Consider the following 16,190-nt stretch of genomic DNA (forward strand, 5'->3'; position numbering starts at 1 on the left):
GTCGTGTCGCTCAGGTGCGGCGTCACGCGGCACTTCGAAACATAAGCCAGATCGCGCTTTTATACTCCCAAAACGGACCAAATGGAAGAGTCGCCGAGACGGGGCTCAGAGGGCTGATTCGGCCACGGCGAGGAAGGCGTCGTTCTCCGCCGGGGTGCCGATGGTGACCCGTACGCCCTCACCGGCGAACGGGCGGACGATCACGCCCCGCGACTCGCACACGCGGGCGAACTCGGCCGCCCGGTCACCCTGCCCCGGTACGCCGGACAACGGCAGCCAGACGAAGTTCGCCTGACTCTCCGGCACCTCCGGCAGGAGTTTGCGCAGCGCCTCGGTGACCCGGTCCCGCTCGGCCACCACCAGCGCGCAGCGGCGGCGTACCTCCTCGGCCTGGGTGAGCGCGGCGAGCGCGGCAGCCTGGGCGACGATGTTGCTGGAGAAGGCGATGACCACCTTGCGGACGGTGGCGGCCACCTCCGGATGCGCGATCAGGAAACCGATCCGCAGCCCGGCCAGCCCCCACGCCTTGGACAGCGTCCGCAGCACCACCACGTTCGGCCGGTCGCCGTAGGCGGTCAACGCGTCCGGCACGTCCGGGTCGGTGACGAACTCCCGGTACGCCTCGTCGAACACCACCAGCACGTCGTCCGGCACCGCCTCCAGGAACCGGTCCAACTCGGCCCGGCGCAGGCTGGTGCCGGTCGGGTTGTTCGGGTTGCAGACGAAGATCAGCCGGGTCTGGTCGGTGATCGCACCGGCCATCGCCGCCAGGTCGTGCCCGTGCCCGCCGGTGTTCGGCACCCGTACGCTGGTCGCGCCGCTGGTCGCGGTGATGATCGGGTACGCCTCGAAGGACCGCCACGAGTAGAGCACCTCGTCGCCGGGGAGGCTGGTGGCGCGGACCAGGTGTTCGGCGAGCGCCACCGAACCACAGCCGGTCGCGATCCGGTCGGCGGTGACCCCGTAGTGCTCGGCGAGGGCCTCGCGCAGGGCGACCGCCGCGAGGTCGGGATAGCGGTGCGACCCGGCCGCGGCCTCGGTGATCGCCTCCACCACACCCGGCAGCGGGCCGAACGGGACCTCGTTGCTGGCCAGCTTGATCGCCTCCGGCAGGCCGAGTTCGCGGGCCAGGTCGGCGGGGCTGCGCCCCGGCACGTAGCTCGGCAGCGCGGCAAGGTCGGGGCGGGTCAGGCGGGACGGTTGGGTGCGGTCGCGACCGGTCATGACGTGGGACCTCCGGGAGTGTCGGTACGGTTCGCCGTGGGCGGCGGGGACGGGGCAACCGACCGGTCGAGCCGTACGACGACGGTCTGCGCGCGTTTGTCGTGCAGGGCCTGTCGCAGCGGTCGGTCGAAGAGCGCGAAGGCGCAGTCGACGATTTGCAGCAGGAGGCCGAGACCGCAGCAGTACCAGAAGAAGGTCGGCAGGCCGAGGGTGTTCCACCGGCGGGCGGAGCGGCCGAAGCCGAGCTGTTCACCGTTGGCGAGCGGGACGACCTTGAGCCGGAGCAGCCGCTTGCCGAGGGTCTGTCCGGTGTTCGCCATCGACGGCACCTCGTAGGCGAACCAGAGCGCGACGGCGATCACCAGGATGACCAGGAGCAGCCAGTCGGCCTGCTGGCTGACCGGGGGCAGCCCCTCGGTGGAGCGGTCGCCGGCCACGGAGCGGCGCCAGATCTCCCGGTAGACCGGGCCGATCTCCTGGACGTACCGGTAGACGAACCAGCCGTTGACCACGACGTTGAGCAGCAGCACGGCGACGATGTCGATCAGCCGGGCGGCGATCCGGGCACCGAGTGGCGCCAGCGGTTTGCCGTGCGGCCGTGGTTCCTGCGCGGGAAGCGGGTAGGGCGGGTAGCCCCAGGCGGGCGGCATCGGGGCGCCCTGGTTCGGCGGGTAGGGGCCGGCGGGCTGCTGGCCCGGCCAGGCCGGACCGGCCGCGCCGGGCCACGGTGGTACGCCGTTGGCCGGCGGTGCGCCGGGCGGGCCCGGCTGGACCGGTGACCCCGGTACGCCGGGCAGCCCGCTGGTCGGACCCGCTGTCGGGGCGGCGGTGGTGGTCGTCCCGCCCGGTGTTCCGGTTCCGCCCGTGGTCGGCGTCTGGGCGGCCGGGCTGGTCGGTGGCTCCGGCTCGGCGGGTGGGGGTCCCGGCGGTGGGGTCGCATCGGCGGGCAGTGGCGCACCGATCCATCCGCCGCCGTCCCAGTAGCGCTGGGTGCTCGGCTCGGCGGGGTCGGTGTACCAGCCCGGTTGCACCGTCATGGTGCCAACCTCAGTTCGTTCACCCTGGGAACCTTAACCACCACGGTTCGGGCGGCCTTGTCGTGGAGGCACTGTTGGTACGGCTTGTCCCACAGTTGCCACAGTCCGTCGAGGTAGCTCAGGCCGGGTACGAACCCGGCCGCCACGAACTGGACCAGGTAGCGCTTGGCCGCGGCGGCACGGGTGAGGGTCGCCTGCGGGTCGAGCGGCACCACCCGGATCTTCATGATCCGCTTACCGAGGGTCTGCCCGGACCGGAACATCATCTCGACGTGGTAGACGTACGCCAGCGCCAGCAGGACCACGACCAGGGCCAACTGGAGCAGGAGTAGCGGCCGCAGCGCGCCGAAGAAGTCGGGCTCGACCAGCGCGCCGTCCGGGGTCGTCTCGAACAGTGCCGGCAGCGTCCGGGTCAGGTAGAAGATCATCATGGGTACGCTGAAAACCATGCTGGCCAGGAAGTAGATGCCGTAGTCCACCAGCCCGGCCAGGAACCGGTCGGAGAACTCGGCCAGCGGCTGACCGGACGGACTCACCGGCGGCGGGGTAGGGAAGCCGGGCCGGAAGTACGGCGGCTGGCCGGGGACCGGGTGCGGCGGCGGTGAGGCGTACCAGAGCGACGGCTGGCCGGGCGGTGGCCCGGCCTGCGACGGGAGGTGGCCGCCCGGCGGGACCTGCCCCTGGGGGTGAGGGGTGGGGGTCCCGCCGGGCGGCGGCGACGAGGGTGGGGGCGGGGCGGTCACGCGGACAGTGTTACAGGTTCCCGCGCGCTTCCTGCTCCCGCTCGATCGCCTGGAACAACGCCTTGAAGTTGCCCTTGCCGAAGCCGAGCGAGCCGTGCCGTTCGATCAACTCGAAGAAGACCGTCGGCCGGTCCTGGACCGGCTTGGTGAAGATCTGCAACAGGTAGCCGTCCTCGTCCCGGTCGACCAGGATCTTGCGGGCCTTCAGCTCCTCGATCGGCGCCCGTACGTTGCCGATCCGCTCCCGCAGCTCCGGGTCGTCGTAGTACGAGTCCGGGGTGTCCAGGAACTCCACCCCGGCCGCCCGCATCGCGTCCACGCTGGCCAGGATGTCGTTCGTGGCGACCGCGATGTGCTGCGCGCCGGGGCCGCCGTAGAACTCCAGGTACTCGTCGATCTGCGACTTCTTGCGCGCCACCGCCGGCTCGTTCAGCGGGAACTTGACCTTGCGGGTGCCGCTCGCCACCACCTTCGACATCAGCGCCGAGTAGTCGGTCGCGATGTCGTCGCCGACGAACTCGGCCATGTTGGTGAAGCCCATCACCCGCCGGTAGAACTCCACCCACTCGTCCATCCGGCCCAACTCGACGTTGCCGACCACGTGGTCGACGGCCTGGAAGAACCGCTTCGGCTGGACGCCCGCGTCGATCAACGGCTGCCGGTCCACGATCGGCCCACGGGCCACGAAGCCGGGCAGGAACGGCCCGGTGTACCCGGACCGGTCGACCAGGGTGTGCCGGGTGTCGCCGTACGCGGCGATGGTCGCCATCCGGACCGTGCCGTAGGCGTCCGTCACGTCGTACGGGGCGACGATCGCGGTGGCGCCCTGGGTGAGCGCGTGGTCGTACGCGGCGTTCACGTCCGGCACCTCCAGCGCGATGTCCTGCACCCCGTCGCTGTGCCTGGCCACGTGCTCGGTGCCGGGCGCGTTCGCCCGTACCGCGCCGGTCAGCACGAACCGGGCCGAACCGCTGGTCAGCACGTACTCGGCGTGGTCGCGGAAGCCCTGCTCCGGCCCCCGGTACGCGACACAGGTCATGCCGAAGGCGGTCGAGTAGTAGTGCGCGGCCTGCTTCGCGTTGCCGACCAGGAACTGGATGTGGTCGATGCCGCGCACCGGGAACGGGTCGGCCGAGATGTCGTGGTCGACCGCGCCCACCAGCACGTCGACGTCGACGTCCTGGATGTCGGGCGAGGGTCGATCGATCGCCTGGGTCATGGTCGCGACTCCCTCCGTGCCGGCGCCCGCCGATGAGCAGCCGTCCTGTGGCGAGGATCTCGTCTCGCCAGTCGGGTGAGCAACCGTCACGTTTTCCGCTGGTCAGCTTGCACATTCGGTATGGTCAACCACCGTGACCGCTGCACAGGATGTCCAGCTCGATCGGCTGGACGCCAGACTGATCGACCTGCTCGCCGCCGAGCCTCGGATCGGGGTGCTCGAATGCTCCCGCCGGCTGCGGGTGGCCCGTGGCACGGTCCAGGCCCGGCTCGACAAACTGCTGGCCCGAGGGGTGATCCGAGGCTTCGGCCCGGACCTGGCACCGGCCGCGATCGGCTTCGGGGTGACCTCCTTCGTCACCCTGGAGATCAGCCAGCGGCACGGCCACGACCCGGTCGCCGCCCACCTGCGGCGGATCCCCGAGGTGCTGGAGGCGCACACCATCACCGGCTCCGGCGACATGCTCTGCCGGATCGTCGCCCGGTCCAACGCCGACCTGCAACGCGTCATCGACCAGATCGTGTCGTACGCGGGAATCGCCCGCGCCTCGACGATCATCGCGCTGGCCGAGCAGATCCCGTACCGGGTGCTGCCGCTGGTCCGCTCGGCCGCGACCGGCGCCGGGAGCACGGCCGGGGCCGGGGTCGTACGGCCAACTCCGGAAGATCCCGGCGGCGAGCCCTCCCGCGTTTGACCCCCGCGCGTCGCTACGGTAGCCGGATGGCGAAGGGGAGCGCCGGGCGGAGCGCGAAGTGGTTCCTCGCCTTCATGCTGGTCGCGGTCATCGTGCTCTCGGCCACCGGGGTCTGGAACCCCTTCCCCAACGTGGTGTCCTGGATCAACCGCAGCCAACCACTCTCCGAACCGGACGTGGTCTGGCAGCAGCGGGTCGGCGGCACACCGCAGAGCGTCACCATCGCCGGCAGCACCGTCGTGGTCGAACAACGTACCTTCGTGGAGTCGCGCAGCCTGGCGACCGGCGGCAAGCTCTGGGAACGCAAGGCCGACTGGGCCGCGGTCGCCGGTGGCGAAACCGACCCGGTCGTCGCCGTCGGCAAGCTCCTGGAGAAGGGGTACGAGCTGATCGACCCCGAGTCCGGTGCGGTACGCCGCCGCGACACCAGGGCGAGCGGGGTCTGGACCTACCGCAACGCGCTGCTCGACGTCCGCTGCTCCGACCCGCGCGAATGCACCCTGACCCGGTGGGACCCGCGCGGCACCAAACCGGTCTGGACCGCGTTCCTGCCCGGTGTCGGCACCGGACTCTTCGCCGACAACCCGGAGGTGCTCGGCACCCGACGGCTGACCACCAAACTCGTCGCCGACGACGCGAGCGGCCCGGAGACGATGCCGTCGCTGCTCGGCTTCCCGGTCGACGGCCGGGTGCACATCGTGGACACCGCCACCGGCCGGGTGCTGCGCGACGTACAACCCGGCCGGGCCGACCGGCTGGTGGTGGTCGGCGGGCGGATGCTGCGAATCGAGGCGCGGGCCGAGGACGGCAGCTGCTACTTCACCGTGGTGGCCCGTGACCCGATCACCGGCCAGGAGGTCTGGCGCCGCTCCGGAATCAACCTGCGTACGGCGAACGCGGGCGGCTGCGTCCAGCGGGAGGATCCGCAGGGCGGCCAGAGCGTGCTGGTCGGCGTCGGCCCGGACGGCCGCGAGACGATCCTCGACGGGTACGACGGGCGGGTGCTCTGGTCCGGCGCCGAAGGCGAGAAACTGCTCGCCGTCGACGACCGGTACGCGCTGGTCCGCTCGGCCGACCACCGCACCGTCATCGGCCGTGAGCTGGCCCGCGAGGCGCCCCGCTGGAACCGCCCGCTGAGCCCCGAGGGGGCCGCCACGCTGACCCGCTGGGCGGCGGTGCTGGTCGACGAGAAACCGAACCGGGTGCTCGCCCTCGACCCGCTCAGCGGGCGTGAGCTGCTCACCCTCGCCACCTCGGCCAGGGTGCTCGCGGTCGGTCCGGGCGGGATGGTCATCGGCGACGGGCGGGACATCGGTTATGTCCAATTCAGCACGACTGCCGGCGTACCCGGACCGGGGCCCGGCGGCCCCGGCGCACCGCCCGGACCGGGGGCGGGTCCCGGTGACACCGGGCCGACCTGCGGCGGGCCGAAGATGGAACAGTGCCGCCCTGCCGGCCCCGGCAAGGACGGTTGAGCGCGGCCGGGACCGCGCCACGCGCGGCGGAGGAGCGGCACCGCACCGGAGGCGACCGGCGGGTAGGACGGTTCCGGTCGGCTGGCCTAGGCTTTCCGGTCATGAGCAGTGCCGCCGCGTTCTCCTACGCTCCCTTGCTCCCCGTCGGTGCCGACCAGACCGAGTACCGGCTGATCACCGACGAGGGTGTCGACGTGGTACACGGGCCGGGTGGCCGGCGTTTCCTCACCGTGGAGCCCGCCGCGCTGACCGCGCTGACCGCCGAGGCGATGCACGACATCGCGCACTACCTGCGCCCCGCGCACCTGGCCCAGCTCCGGTCGATCATCGAGGATCCGGCCGCCTCGCCGAACGACCGGTTCGTCGCGCTCGACCTGCTGCGCAACGCGAACATCGCGGCCGGCGGGGTGCTGCCGATGTGCCAGGACACCGGCACCGCGATCGTGATGGGCAAGCGCGGCCGGCACGTGCTCACCGACGGGTCCGACCACGAGGCGGTGTCGCGCGGGGTCTACCAGGCCTACACCCGGCTCAACCTGCGCTACTCGCAACTCGCCCCGCTCACCATGTGGGACGAACGCAACACCGGCAGCAACCTGCCCGCCCAGGTGGAGATCTACGCCGAGGACCCGGACGGGTACCCGGACGCGTACAAGTTCCTGTTCATGGCCAAGGGCGGCGGCTCGGCCAACAAGTCGTACCTCTACCAGGAGACCAAGGCTCTGCTGAACCCGACCAGGATGATGCAGTTCCTGGAGGAGAAGCTGCGGCTGATCGGCACCGCCGCCTGCCCGCCGTACCACCTGGCGATCGTCATCGGCGGCACCTCCGCCGAGTACGCGCTGAAGACCGCCAAGCTCGCCTCGGCGAAGTACCTCGACGCGCTGCCGACCGAGGGGTCCATGCTGGCGCACGGCTTCCGGGACATCGAACTGGAGGCGGAGGTGCTGGAGCTGACCCGCCAGTTCGGCATCGGCGCCCAGTTCGGTGGCCGCTACTTCTGCCACGACGTACGGGTGGTCCGGCTGCCCCGGCACGGCGCCTCCTGCCCGGTGGCGATCGCCGTCTCGTGCTCGGCCGACCGGCAGGCGGTGGCGAAGATCACGCCGTCCGGGGTCTGGCTGGAGCGGCTGGAGACCGACCCGGCGCGCTTCCTGCCGGATGTGACCGACACCCAGCTCGACGCCGGGTCCGAGGTGGTCCGGATCGACCTCAACCGGCCGATGGACGAGATCCGGGCCGAGCTGTCGAAGTACCCGGTCAAGACCCGGCTCTCGCTCACCGGCCCGCTGGTGGTGGCCCGCGACATCGCCCACGCGAAGATCGCCGAGCGGCTCGACGCCGGTGAGCCGATGCCGCAGTACCTGCGCGACCACGCGGTCTACTACGCCGGTCCGGCCAAGACCCCCGAGGGTTACGCCTCCGGCTCGTTCGGTCCGACCACCGCCGGCCGGATGGACGCGTACGTGGAGAAGTTCCAGGCGGCCGGCGGCTCGCAGGTGATGCTCGCCAAGGGCAACCGGTCCGGCCAGGTCACCCGCTCCTGCCACGAACACGGCGGCTTCTACCTCGGCTCGATCGGCGGCCCCGCCGCCCGGCTGGCCCAGGACTGCATCAAGCGGGTCGAGGTGCTGGAGTACCCGGAGCTCGGCATGGAGGCGATCTGGCGGATCGAGGTCGAGGACTTCCCCGCCTTCGTCGTCGTCGACGACAAGGGCAACGACTTCTTCGCCGAGGTGACCAAGCCGGTCCTGACCGTCGGCCGGCGCTGACCGCGCCACCACCCGCAAACCACCCCGCGGACCGGTACGACCGCCCGGTGCACCCGCCGCCCAACGGCGACGGGTGCACCGCCCCCGATCAGGGCAGACCGACGTAAGCCGGGGACCCGGTGCGCATCGTGCCCGGAAGCGCTCTCGAATCACTCCCGCCCCGCTATCGTCCGGCTGATCATCGACTGTGTTGTCCGGGCTACTCTTTGATCATCGCTGGTCGCACGAGGGCGGGGAATGCGCTTCGGAATCCTGGGTCCGCTGGAAGTGGACGGTGGAGTCACGGTCACCGCGGGTCGGGACCGGATCGTGCTCGGCATGCTGCTGCTGCGAGCCGGCCGACCCGTACCGGTCGACGACCTGGTGGACGCGGTCTGGGGCGACGACCCACCGGCCACCTCCCGGGCCCAGTTGCAGACCTGCGTGTCCCGGCTGCGCCGGCTGTTCGCCCAGGCGGGCGCGGGCAACGACGTCATCGTCACCGACCCGGTCGGGTACGGCTTCCGGCCCGGCACGGTCGAGTCGGACGCGCAGGCGTTCAGCCAACTGGTCGACGCCGCGCGGGCCGAGGTGAGCGCCGGGCGCCTGCCCGCCGCCCGGTTGCACTTCCGGGCCGCGCTGGCCCTCTGGCGGGGGCCCGCGCTCGGCGGGATCGGCGGTGCCGGCGTACGCCGGGCCGCGATCGCGCTGGACGAGGAACGCACCGTGGTCACCGAGGAGTGGGTCGAGGTCGAGCTGCGGCTGGGCCACGACGGTGAGCTGATCGGTGAGCTGACCGACCTGATCGCCCGGCACCCGCTGCGGGAGCGGCTGCGCAGCCAACTGATGCGTGCCCTCTGCGCGGTCGGACGGCAGGCCGACGCCCTCGCCGTCTACCGGGACGCCCGGCGCGCACTCGCCGACGAACTCGGCATCGAGCCCGGCGCCGAACTGCGGGACCTGCACCGCCGGATCCTCGCCGGTGAACTGCCCGACGAGGTGACCGGCGACGACGAGGCGGCACCGGCCCGGTGCCTGCCGCGCGACGTACCCGACTTCACCGGGCGGGCGGAACTGCTCGGCCGGGTACGGCACGCGATCGCGACCGCCGAGCCGGCCAGACCGGTGGTGGTGCTGGTCGAGGGGATGGCCGGGAGCGGGAAGACCGCTCTCGCCGTACACCTGGCCACGTCGCTCGCGGACCGCTACCCGGACGCCCACCTCTTCCTCGACCTGCACGGGCACAGCGAACGCAGCCCGGTCGACCCGGCCGCCGCACTGGTGACCCTGCTGCGGCAGCTCGGCGTCGACGGCGAGCGGATCCCGGCGGACTTCGACGGGCGGCTCGGCCGCTGGCGTACCGAACTCGCCGGGCGGCGGGCGGTGATCGTGCTCGACAACGCGGCCAGCGCCCAGCAGGTGGGGCCGCTGCTGCCGGCGGGTGCCGGCTGCCTGGTGCTGGTCACCACCAGACGGCGGCTGGTCGGGTTGGACGGGGTGCAGCCGTACCCGTTGCCGGTGTTCAACCCGGACGAGGCGGTGGAGCTGCTGGCCCGGATCGCCGGCCCGGAGCGGGTACGCGCCGAGCCGGCGGCGGCCGCCGAGGTGGTCCGCAGGTGCGGCTACCTGCCGTTGGCGATCCGGCTGGCCGGTGCCCGGCTGGCGCACCGGCCCCGGTGGACGGTCACCGACCTTCACGACCGGCTCGCCGACGACGGGGCGGTGCTGACCGAGCTGGCGGCCGAGGAACGGACGGTGGCCGGGGCCTTCACCCTGTCGTACGCCCAGTTGCCGGCGCCGGCGCAGCGGATGCTCCGGCTGCTGGCGCTGCATCCGGGGGAGTCGTTCGACGCGGCGGCCGCGGCGGCGCTCACCGGCGACACCCTGCTCGCCGCCCGGGACCTGCTCGACGACCTGGTCGACGGGCACCTGCTCGAAGAACCGGCGGCCGGGCGGTTCCGGTTCCACGACCTGATGCGCCAGTACGCGGCGAACCTGGTCGCGACCGACCCGCCGCAGGTACGGCGGACGGCCACGACCGGGCTGTTGGACCACCTGTTCCACCTGGTCGCCCGGGTGACCCGGCCGATGGAACCGTTGACCGTGCCGTTGACCGGGCACGAGCCGGCGAACCCGCTGCGCCCGGACCTGCTGCCCGCCTCCGCCGAGACCGGGCTGGACCGGTTGGAGCCGGACCGGAGCACCGTGGTCCGCGCGGTCCGGTACGCCGCCGCGCACCAGCACGACACGTACGCCTGCGTGCTGTCCCGGGCGCTCTGGTTCTACCTCTACCTGCGCGGCTACCACGACGACCTGATCGACACCCATCAGCAGGCGATCGTGTCGGCGTCTCGGCTCGGTGAGCCGAGCCTGGTCGCGTCGCTGCGCATCCAGGTCGCCTCGGGGCACTACCGGGCCGGGCAGTGGGCGGCGGCGAAACGTGAGCTCGAACTGGCGCTGTCGGTGTACGAGGAGCACGGGGACCCGGTCGGGATGGCCCGGGTCCGGACGAACCTGAGCGGCGTCCTCACCCACATGGGGAAGTTCGAGGAGGCGGAGCGGCACATCCGGCTGGCGGCGAGGGGTTGGGGCAACCAGGCGCTGTCCCTGCTCCGGCTGCCGCAGGCGCTCAGTGATCTGTATCTGCAGATGGGCCGGCTGGCCGAGGCGCTGCCGCTGGCCCGGCACAGCATCTTCCTGGCCCGGGTGTACGGCACCGACCGGAACCTGACCACCGCGCTCTGCAACGCCGGGCACATCCGGGCCCGGCTGGGCCACCACCGCCCGGCTCACCGGCTGCTCACCGCCGCGTTGCGGCGGGCCGTCGCGACCGCCGACCGGCTCACCGAGGGCGAGGTCCTGCACAGTCTCGGGCTGACCCTGCGCGGGCTGGGCCGGGACGAGGAGGCGGTCGGTGTGCTGCACGACGCGCTGCGGATCCTCCAGGAGTTCGGCGAGACGCGGATACTGGTCGACTGCCAGGTCGACCTGGCGCAGGCGGTCTGGGACACCGGTGACCGGGTCAGCCCGCTGGCCCTGTACGAGCGGGCGTTCGCGGCGGCCACCACCCTGGCGTACCTGGCCGGGCGGACGCGGGCGCGGGACGGGATGACCGCCTGCCGGCGGGACCTCGCCCTCGTCGCCGGCCAGTGACTCACCGGTCGGTGACCCGGATCATCTGCGGTTCGGCGCGACGCGCGGCAGGATGGAACGCGTGAGCACATCAGTGACGACGGGCTACCGGGTCGAGCGGGACACCATGGGCGAGGTCGAGGTACCCGCCGAGGCGTTGTGGCGGGCCCAGACCCAGCGGGCGGTGCAGAACTTCCCCATCTCCGGGCGTGGGCTGGAACCGGCGCACATCCGTGCCCTGGCCCAGATCAAGGGCGCGGCGGCCCAGGTCAACGCGGAGCTGGGCGTGGTCGACGCGGACATCGCGGCGGCGATCGCGACGGCGGCGGCGCACGTCGCCGACGGCGGCTACGACGACCAGTTCCCGGTGGACGTGTTCCAGACCGGCTCCGGCACCTCGTCGAACATGAACGCCAACGAGGTGATCGCCACGCTGGCCACCCGTGAGCTGGGTCGTGACGTGCACCCGAACGACCACGTGAACGCCTCCCAGTCCAGCAACGACGTCTTCCCGTCGTCGATCCACCTGGCGGCCACCCAGTCGGTGATCCAGGACCTGGTCCCGGCGCTGCGGCACCTCGAACTGACCCTGCGTTCCAAGGTGGAGGAGTTCTCCACGGTGGTGAAGGCCGGTCGTACGCACCTGATGGACGCCACTCCGGTCACCCTCGGGCAGGAGTTCTCCGGCTACGCCACCCAGGTCCGGTACGGCGCCGACCGGATCGAGTCGGTGCTGCCCCGGCTGGCCGAGCTGCCGCTGGGCGGGACGGCGGTCGGCACCGGGATCAACACCCCGGCCGGGTTCGCCCCGGCGGTGATCGCGAAGCTGCGCGAGCAGACCGGCGTGCCGGTGACCGAGGCGGGCAACCACTTCGAGGCGCAGGGCGCGCGGGACGCGCTGGTGGAGGCGTCCGGTCAGCTCCGGACGATCGCGGTCGGCCTCTACAAGATCGCCAATGACATCCGCTGGATGGGCTCCGGGCCGCGCGCCGGCCTGCGCGAGTTGCAGATCCCCGACCTCCAGCCCGGCTCGTCGATCATGCCCGGCAAGGTCAACCCGGTGGTCTGCGAGGCGGTCCGCCAGGTCAGCGCCCAGGTGATCGGCAACGACGCCACCGTCGCCTTCGCCGGCTCCCAGGGCGACTTCGAACTCAACGTGATGCTCCCGGTGATGGGCCGCAACCTGCTGGAGTCGATCCGCCTGCTGGCCGCCGTGAGCCGCCTGCTGGCCGACCGCTGCGTGGCCGGCCTGGTCGCGAACGCGGAGGTCTGCCTGGCGTACGCGGAGGGCTCGCCGTCGGTGGTCACCCCGCTCAACCGCTACCTCGGGTACGACGAGGCGGCCTCGATCGCCAAGGAGGCCCTGGCCAGCGAGTCGACGATCAAGGCGGTGGTGCTCGCCCGGGGTCACGTCGACGCGGGCAAGCTCACCGAGGAGCAGCTCGACCAGGCCCTCGACGTCCTCCGGATGACCCACCCCTGACCGCTCAGGCCAGCGCCCGGCCGATCGTGTCGGCGGCGGCGCGTACCTGCGCACCGACGGCGGGTACGTCCAGCGCGGCCAGCGCCACCACCCCGACACTCGCCTCCAGCCCCGGTACGCCGAGCACCGGCGCGGCCACCCCGTACGCCCCGGGTTGCAGCTCGCCGGTGGTGGCGACCGGTTCGGCCCGCCCGGCGCGACCGGCGAGGATCGCCTGCCCGGCGGCGCCCCGGTCCAGCGGATGCCGGTAACCGGTCCGGTAGGCGACGTGGAACGAGGTCCAGCTCGGCTCGACCACCGCGACCGCGACCGCCTCGCCGCCCTCGACCACGGTCAGGTGGGCGGTCGCCCCGGCCTGTTCGGCCAGCCGGCGCAGCGCCGGCAGGGCGGCCTCGGCGAGCAGCGGTTGGGCCCGTCGGGCCAGGTGCAGCACCCCGACGCCGAGGCGTAGCCGCCCGGCGGTGTCCCGCCGGACCATGCCGTGCTGGGTGAGGGCGCCGACCAGCCGGTAGACCACCGCCCGACCCACCCCGAGCCGGGTCGCCGCCTCGGTCACGGTCAGTCCGCCGGGTGCGTCGGCGACCAGGTGCAGCAGGCGCAGGCCCCGATCCAGGGTCTGTGCCGTCTCGCCCGCGTGACCCGTCGGCTCCACACCCGCAGCGTACGGCGGGGTGGTTGGCGGACCACGGCGCAGGGGCGCGCGCGTACAACGGCGGAAACCGGTGACCGTTACCCTGGTGCGGTGACGCTACGCCTATATGACACCGCCACCCGATCGGTGCGGGACTTCGTTCCGCGGCAGCCCGGCAAGGTGGGGGTCTATCTGTGTGGTCTCACTCTCCAGGGGCCGCCGCACATCGGCCACCTTCGCTCCGGGGTCAACTACGACGTGCTGCGCCGCTGGCTGACGTACGCCGGTCTTGAGGTGACCTTCATCCGGAACCTGACCGACATCGACGACAAGCTCCTGGTCAAGTGCCGCGAGCAGGACCGCCCGTTCTGGTCGATCGCGTACGCCAACGAGGTGATCCTGGCTGACACGTACCGGACGCTGAACGTGGCGCCGCCGACGTACGAGCCTCGGGCGACCGGTCACATCCCGGAGATGCACGAGCTGATCCAGGCGCTGATCGACGGCGGGCACGCCTACGCGGCCGGTGACGACTCGGGCGACGTCTATTTCGACGTGAAGTCCGACCCCGACTACGGCTTCCTCTCCGGCCAGCAGTTGGAGGCGGTGCAGGCCGGGGTGGACGAGTTCGAACGGGGCAAGCGGGATCCCCGTGACTTCGCCCTGTGGAAAGGCATCAAACCGGAGGAACCGGAGGATGCGTCCTGGCCGTCGCCGTGGGGGCGGGGACGGCCCGGCTGGCACATCGAGTGCTCGGCGATGTGCCGCCGCTACCTCGGCGCCGAGTTCGACATCCACGGCGGTGGCCTCGACCTGGTCTTCCCGCACCACGAGAACGAACTCGCCCAGTCCCGTTCGGCCGGGCTGCCGTTCGCCCGGTACTGGGTGCACCACGGCCTGCTCAACCTCGGCGAGGCCAAGATGGGCAAGTCGCTCGGGAACGCGCTCGACCTGGCGCACGTCACCGCGCTCGGCGTACGCCCGGTGGAGCTGCGCTACTACCTGGCCTCGCCGCACTACCGGTCCCGGATCGACTACTCCGACGAGGCGCTCGGCGAGGCCGCCGTGGCGTACCGCCGGTTGGAGGGCTTCGTCCAGCGGGCGGTGGAGCGGGTCGGCCCGGCCGAGCTGGGTGCCGTACCGGCCGAGTTCGCCGCCGCGATGGACGACGACCTGAACACCTCGGCCGCCCTCGCGGTGCTGCACGAGGCGCTCCGCGAGGGCAACAACGCGCTGGCCGAAGACGACAACGACGCCACCCGCAGTACGCTGGTGTCGGTCCGCACCATGCTGGACCTGCTCGGCGTTGACCCCCTCGATCCGGCCTGGGCCGGTCACGGGCAGGACGGCGAGCTGCGGGACGTCATCGACGCGTTGGTGGCGCTGGCGCTGGAACAGCGCGCGCAGGCCCGCGCCCGGAAGGACTGGACCGCCGCCGACGGGGTGCGCGACCAGCTCAGGCACGCTGGTGTCGTGGTCGAGGACACCCCCCACGGACCCCGTTGGACGATCGGAGAACAGGACTGATGGCCGGCAATTCACAGCGGCGTGGCCGGCGGGTGACCGCCAAGAAGGGCGCTCCCGCCGGATCCGGCGGCAAGAACCGGGCCTCGCTCGCCGGCCGGGGTCGAACCCTGCCCGCCGACGAGCGTCCCTGGCACAAGGGCTACTCCGGCACCGAGCAGGTGCCGCAGCGCACCGCCTGGAAGCAGGACAAGGAGCGCCGGGCGGCGGCCGAGGAGGGTCGCGCCCCGAAGATCGGTCAGCCGGGCACGAAGGACACCACCTGGGGCGCCGGTGGCGGTGGCAGCGGTCGGGGCAGCCGGGCCGCCGGTGCGACCCGGGGTGCCGGCGCCGCTCGGGGCGCGGGTGGCCGGGGTGGGGTGAAGCAGCCGAGCCGGGGCCCACGGGTCGCGCCGGGGCGCAAGTCGAACCCGGCCAAGGACGCGCCGGAGTTGCTGGTCGGGCGGAACCCGGTGGTCGAGGCGCTGCGGGCGAACGTACCGGCGACGGCGCTCTACATCGCGCAGGGCATCGAGATCGACGACCGGGTGAACGAGCTGGTCCGGATCGCCGCCGACCGGGGGATCGCGATCCTGGAGATCAGCCGGGCCGAGCTGGACCGGATGACCGGCGGGGTGCTGCACCAGGGCGTCGGCATCCAGGTGCCGCCGTTCGCGTACCAGTCGTTCGAGGACCTGGTCACGGCGTCGCTGGAACAGACCGCGCCGCTGCTGGTCGCGCTCGACGGGGTCACCGACCCGCGCAACCTCGGCGCGGTGATCCGGTCGGCGGCGGCGTTCGGCGCCCAGGGGATCTTCGTACCGGAGCGGCGGGCGGCGGGCATCACCGCCACCGCGTGGCGGACCAGCGCGGGCGCCGCGGCGCGGGTGCCGGTGAGCCAGGTCACGAACCTGACCCGGTCGTTGAAGGCGTGCCAGGAGGCCGGGTTCATGGTGGTCGGGCTCGACGCCGACGGCGAAACCGACCTGTACGACCTGGAGGCGGCGGTCGGGCCGCTGGTCGTGGTGGTCGGCTCGGAGGGGCGCGGGTTGTCGCGCCTGGTCGGGGCGACGTGTGATCTGCGGGTGAGCATTCCGATGATGTCTTCGGTGGAGTCGTTGAACGCCAGTGTCGCGGCTGCGGTGACGTTGGCGGAGGTGGCTCGGCGGCGGGCTGCTGCTCTCTAGGATTCTGTTCACGCAGCGGGGGTTGGGGGGGGGGGGGGGGGGGGGGGGGGGGGGGGGGTGGGGGGGGGGGGGGGGGGGGGGAGAGGGGGAGGGGGAGGGGGGGGGGGAGGG

The 16,190-nt window shown here is 72.4% G+C and carries 12 protein-coding genes; 7 read left to right on the forward strand and 5 right to left on the reverse strand.

The genetic code is table 11. The features are described from left to right. Positions 1-105: 105 nt before the first annotated feature. The 4 genes from hisC to hppD are packed head-to-tail and all read right to left on the reverse strand — an operon-like array spanning position 106 to position 4,223. The gene (gene hisC / locus ACZ6QQ_RS02640) at positions 106-1,224 is read right to left on the reverse strand and encodes a histidinol-phosphate transaminase (protein WP_465873712.1); all 1,119 of its coding nucleotides are present in this window, start codon (positions 1,222-1,224) and stop codon (positions 106-108) included. Then, positions 1,221-2,261, reverse strand: coding sequence for an RDD family protein (locus tag ACZ6QQ_RS02645; protein ID WP_465873714.1), 1,041 nt, complete (start codon positions 2,259-2,261; stop codon positions 1,221-1,223). Before ACZ6QQ_RS02645 ends, hisC begins: the two co-directional genes overlap by 4 nt. Then, complete coding sequence (locus tag ACZ6QQ_RS02650) at positions 2,258-3,004, reverse strand: RDD family protein (RefSeq protein WP_465873715.1); 747 nt, start codon at positions 3,002-3,004, stop codon at positions 2,258-2,260. The genes ACZ6QQ_RS02645 and ACZ6QQ_RS02650 overlap by 4 nt, the downstream gene beginning before the upstream one ends. A gap of 10 nt (positions 3,005-3,014) precedes the next feature. Continuing rightward, positions 3,015-4,223: a 4-hydroxyphenylpyruvate dioxygenase gene (hppD, locus tag ACZ6QQ_RS02655; protein ID WP_465873717.1), complete on the reverse strand. Its 1,209-nt coding sequence runs from the start codon at positions 4,221-4,223 to the stop codon at positions 3,015-3,017. A gap of 133 nt (positions 4,224-4,356) precedes the next feature. On the opposite strand from hppD, the gene ACZ6QQ_RS02660 reads away from it, so the two are divergent. The 5 genes from ACZ6QQ_RS02660 to ACZ6QQ_RS02680 all read left to right on the forward strand — a co-directional run bounded on the left by ACZ6QQ_RS02660 (position 4,357) and on the right by ACZ6QQ_RS02680 (position 12,758). Then, positions 4,357-4,917, forward strand: coding sequence for an Lrp/AsnC family transcriptional regulator (locus tag ACZ6QQ_RS02660; protein ID WP_465873718.1), 561 nt, complete (start codon positions 4,357-4,359; stop codon positions 4,915-4,917). Positions 4,918-4,943: 26 nt separating this feature from the next. Beyond that, on the forward strand, positions 4,944-6,392 hold the full coding sequence (locus ACZ6QQ_RS02665) for a PQQ-binding-like beta-propeller repeat protein (RefSeq protein ID WP_465873719.1): 1,449 nt from the start codon (positions 4,944-4,946) through the stop codon (positions 6,390-6,392). A 101-nt stretch (positions 6,393-6,493) separates the two neighbouring features. Continuing rightward, the gene (locus ACZ6QQ_RS02670) at positions 6,494-8,164 is read left to right on the forward strand and encodes a fumarate hydratase (protein WP_465873721.1); all 1,671 of its coding nucleotides are present in this window, start codon (positions 6,494-6,496) and stop codon (positions 8,162-8,164) included. A 237-nt stretch (positions 8,165-8,401) separates the two neighbouring features. Then, complete coding sequence (locus tag ACZ6QQ_RS02675) at positions 8,402-11,296, forward strand: AfsR/SARP family transcriptional regulator (RefSeq protein ID WP_465873722.1); 2,895 nt, start codon at positions 8,402-8,404, stop codon at positions 11,294-11,296. A 52-nt stretch (positions 11,297-11,348) separates the two neighbouring features. Further along, a complete protein-coding gene (locus ACZ6QQ_RS02680) occupies positions 11,349-12,758 on the forward strand; it encodes a class II fumarate hydratase (protein ID WP_465873723.1) in 1,410 nt (469 codons plus the stop codon). A 4-nt stretch (positions 12,759-12,762) separates the two neighbouring features. Here the strand turns inward: ACZ6QQ_RS02680 and ACZ6QQ_RS02685 are convergent, their stop codons facing one another. Then, a complete protein-coding gene (locus ACZ6QQ_RS02685; RefSeq protein WP_465873725.1) occupies positions 12,763-13,410 on the reverse strand; it encodes an IclR family transcriptional regulator in 648 nt (215 codons plus the stop codon). Positions 13,411-13,500: 90 nt separating this feature from the next. On the opposite strand from ACZ6QQ_RS02685, the gene cysS reads away from it, so the two are divergent. Both cysS and rlmB read left to right on the forward strand, forming a co-directional pair. After that, a complete protein-coding gene (gene cysS / locus ACZ6QQ_RS02690; RefSeq protein WP_465873726.1) occupies positions 13,501-14,916 on the forward strand; it encodes a cysteine--tRNA ligase in 1,416 nt (471 codons plus the stop codon). Beyond that, positions 14,916-16,079 (forward strand): 23S rRNA (guanosine(2251)-2'-O)-methyltransferase RlmB, encoded by a 1,164-nt coding sequence (rlmB, locus tag ACZ6QQ_RS02695; protein WP_465873728.1) that lies wholly within the window; start codon positions 14,916-14,918, stop codon positions 16,077-16,079. Before cysS ends, rlmB begins: the two co-directional genes overlap by 1 nt. Positions 16,080-16,190 lie beyond the last annotated feature (111 nt).

The sequence above is a fragment of the Micromonospora sp. NPDC049529 genome, from assembly GCF_055586685.1.